Genomic DNA, 2,908 nt, shown 5'->3' with positions numbered 1-2,908 from the left:
ATCTCTTACTAAAAAGTAAGCAAGAGAAATTTACACAAAATATCTTACACTACCAAATAACCTAAAAATTTTTAGGTTATTTTTTGTTATATTAATTAAAAACTAGTTTGATTTACCGTTTTTACGTAAAGTTCTTGCTGTTTTTGCACTTACTTTAATTGTAACAACTTGCCCTTTTTCATTAAGTATTTTCATTTTTTGCAAGTTTAATCTAAAAGTTCTTTTAGTAGCATTTAAAGCGTGAGATCTTTTATTTCCCACCATAGGACCTTTTCCTGTTATTGCATCTTTTCTTGCCATATTTATTCTCCTTTTCTAATTATTTTAAAGCACTTTTTGCTTGTTTAATGATAGTTTCAAAAACTTCATGATGATGAATCGCAAGTTCTGAAAGCATTTTTCTATTAACTTCAATATTAGCTTTTTTAAGTCCGTTAATTAATTGAGAATATGTAATTCCAAGAGGTCTAGAAGCAGCATTAATTCTTGCTATTCATAATTTTCTAAAATCTCTTTTTACTTGTTTTCTATCTCTAAAAGCATAAGTTCAAGATTTAACAACTGCTTGTTTTGCAACTTTAAATCCTATTGATTTATGTCCTCAATATCCTTTAGCTAATTTTAATCATTTTTTTCTTCTTTGTCTTGTAACAGTTCCACCTTTAACTCTCATTGTTGTTACCTCTTTCTATGTTATTAAAATAAACCTTTTATTCTTTTTAAATCTGATGCAGAAACTAATGTAGCTTTTCTTGCGTGTCTTTTTTGTTTAGTTGTTTTGTTTTGAGCTAAATGAGATCTATAAGCTTGTCCTCTTTTAACTTTTCCACTTCCTGTAACTTTTAATCTCTTTTTTAAAGAGGATTTAGTTTTCATTTTTGGCATTTTCGGTTTTACCTTTCTCTTCTTGTTTTAATTCTTTTTCTTTTTTAGAACTTGTCAAATGTGGTAATTTCTTTTTATCCCTTTCAACATACATATCTAAAAATCTTTCATTTTGCTGTGCATCTTTTGTAATTTTAGCTATGTCAGAAATGTATTCATAAAATTTATCTAAAACAACTTTACCAAGTTCAGGTCTAGAAGCCTCTCTACCTCTAAATTTTAAAGAAATTTTTACTCTATCTCCATCTAAAAGAAATTCTCTAGCTTTTCTTGCTTTGGTCTCTATATCTTTAATGTTTATTCCTGGAGTTAGTCTAATTTCTCTATTATTAACAAAAGTTTGTTTTTCTTTTACTTCCTTTTGTTTTTTCTTTCTTTCATATTTAAATTTTCCATAATCCATTATTCTTCCTATTGGCTTAGGTTTGTCACCTGAATTATCAATAGAAATAATAACTAAGTCCATTTTTTGTTCTTTCGCCATTTCGATAGCTTCATTTTTAGAAAGAACACCAACTTGACTGTTGTCTGAATTTATTACGAAAATTTTTGAAAAGGGAATATTTTCATTAACAAAATGTTCTTGTTGTGGCTTTTTTTTATTCCCAAAATTGTTATTTAATTTACTAATAACTCTTTCTCCTTACGAATTTAAATAAAATAAAGTGGTAATACACCACTTTCTCTCAATTAGATACAATTTAATAATAAAATAGTTTATAAACAAAATTGTAGCATACCCATGGAATAACCATTAGGTGAGAGATTAATCTACTTTCTGCAATTTTTATCTATTGCTATTAAATTATATATTTTTTTGCAAAAAAAGCAAATAAAAAAAGCAAATAATTGCTTTTGGTCAAAATTTGAAATGGTGGGAACGAATGGAATCGAACCATCGACCTCACGATTATCAGTCGTGTGCTCTAACCGTCTGAGCTACGCTCCCATTAATAAATTTATATGCAAATTGCATACAAATTATATCACAAAATGTGTGTTTTATATTAACGTTTAGAAAATTGTCTTGCTCTACGTGCTTTTCTAAGTCCGTATTTTTTACGTTCTTTAGATCTTGCATCTCTTGTTAACATACCTGTTTCTCTTAAATTAGGTTTATAATCTTTTGAAGATTCTAATAAAGCTCTTGCTATTCCTAATCTAATTGCTCCAGCTTGCCCAGATAAACCACCACCAGAAGCATTAACGATAATGTCTCATGTTCCTTCTGTTTCTGTAATAGTTAAAGGTTGTAAAGCATCTTTAATTAAAAGATCTGACATTAAATAGTCTTTAGCTTCTCTTTTATTAATTGTAAATTTTCCTTTTCCTGGTTTTAAGATAACTCTTGCAGTAGAAGATTTTCTTCTTCCTAAACCACGATAGAATGTTCCAGTTAACATTTTTTGATTTTTCATTTCTTTAGCCATTATTTAACCTCTAATTTCATTGGTTTTTGTGCTTCATGTTTATGTTCAGGTCCAGCATATACAAATAAATTTACTCTTTGTCTATTTCCTAATTTTGTGTGTGGTAACATTCCTCTAATTGCTTTTTCAACAATAGCTGCTGGTTTTTTTGCTCTTAAATCTTTTGCTTTAATTGATTTTAATCCACCTGGATAACCTGAGTGTGAATAATAAATTTTATTTTCATCTTTGTTTGCAGTTAAAATTACTTTTTCTGCATTTATAACAATAATGTTATCTCCCATATCAACATTTGGAGTAAATGTAGGTTTATTTTTTCCTCTTAAATAAGTAGCAGCTAAAGTTGCTAAACGCCCTAAAACTTGTCCTTCTGCATCAATAACATATCATTTTTTGTCTGTTTCAAGATGCTTAACAATAGTTGTTTGTCTCATTGTTCCTTCCTTGATAATTTAATAATTTATTTAATAATGTAACAGGTATTTAATAAATATTGCTTTTAAATTATAATACTTTTTTTTATAAAACCAAATCTTTTTGCAAATTATTAATCAAAATGTCCCGGGGTATTTACTAATCAAAATGTCCTCTTT

General features: G+C 27.7%; 6 protein-coding genes and 1 tRNA gene. All 7 read right to left on the bottom strand.

What is annotated here, in order from left to right; translation table 4 throughout:
- Positions 1–102: 102 nt before the first annotated feature.
- The 7 genes from rpmB to rplM all read right to left on the bottom strand — a co-directional run bounded on the left by rpmB (position 103) and on the right by rplM (position 2,749).
- A complete protein-coding gene (rpmB, locus tag ACXX86_RS04020) occupies positions 103–300 on the bottom strand; it encodes a 50S ribosomal protein L28 (RefSeq protein WP_436358838.1) in 198 nt (65 codons plus the stop codon).
- 19 nt (positions 301–319) lie between these two features.
- Positions 320–673 (bottom strand): 50S ribosomal protein L20, encoded by a 354-nt coding sequence (rplT, locus tag ACXX86_RS04015; RefSeq protein ID WP_436358837.1) that lies wholly within the window; start codon positions 671–673, stop codon positions 320–322.
- A 23-nt stretch (positions 674–696) separates the two neighbouring features.
- Positions 697–876: a 50S ribosomal protein L35 gene (rpmI, locus tag ACXX86_RS04010; protein ID WP_458561189.1), complete on the bottom strand. Its 180-nt coding sequence runs from the start codon at positions 874–876 to the stop codon at positions 697–699.
- Entirely contained in the window at positions 866–1,507 is a 642-nt protein-coding gene (gene infC / locus ACXX86_RS04005; protein ID WP_436359214.1) for a translation initiation factor IF-3, read from the bottom strand. Before infC ends, rpmI begins: the two co-directional genes overlap by 11 nt.
- 250 nt (positions 1,508–1,757) lie before the next feature.
- Positions 1,758–1,834 (bottom strand) — tRNA-Ile (locus ACXX86_RS04000).
- Between the two features lie 58 nt (positions 1,835–1,892).
- Positions 1,893–2,315, bottom strand: a complete 423-nt coding sequence (gene rpsI, locus ACXX86_RS03995) for a 30S ribosomal protein S9 (RefSeq protein ID WP_436358835.1) — start codon at positions 2,313–2,315, stop codon at positions 1,893–1,895.
- Positions 2,315–2,749 carry a 50S ribosomal protein L13 gene (gene rplM / locus ACXX86_RS03990; protein ID WP_436358834.1) on the bottom strand — a complete coding sequence of 145 codons (435 nt, stop codon included), beginning with the start codon at positions 2,747–2,749 and terminating at the stop codon, positions 2,315–2,317. The genes rpsI and rplM overlap by 1 nt, the downstream gene beginning before the upstream one ends.
- Positions 2,750–2,908: the final 159 nt, after the last annotated feature.

It is taken from the genome of Mycoplasma sp. CB776 (assembly GCF_054343395.1).
Note: the sequence above shows the minus strand (reverse complement) of the source record. Positions and strands in the feature narration are given on the sequence as shown.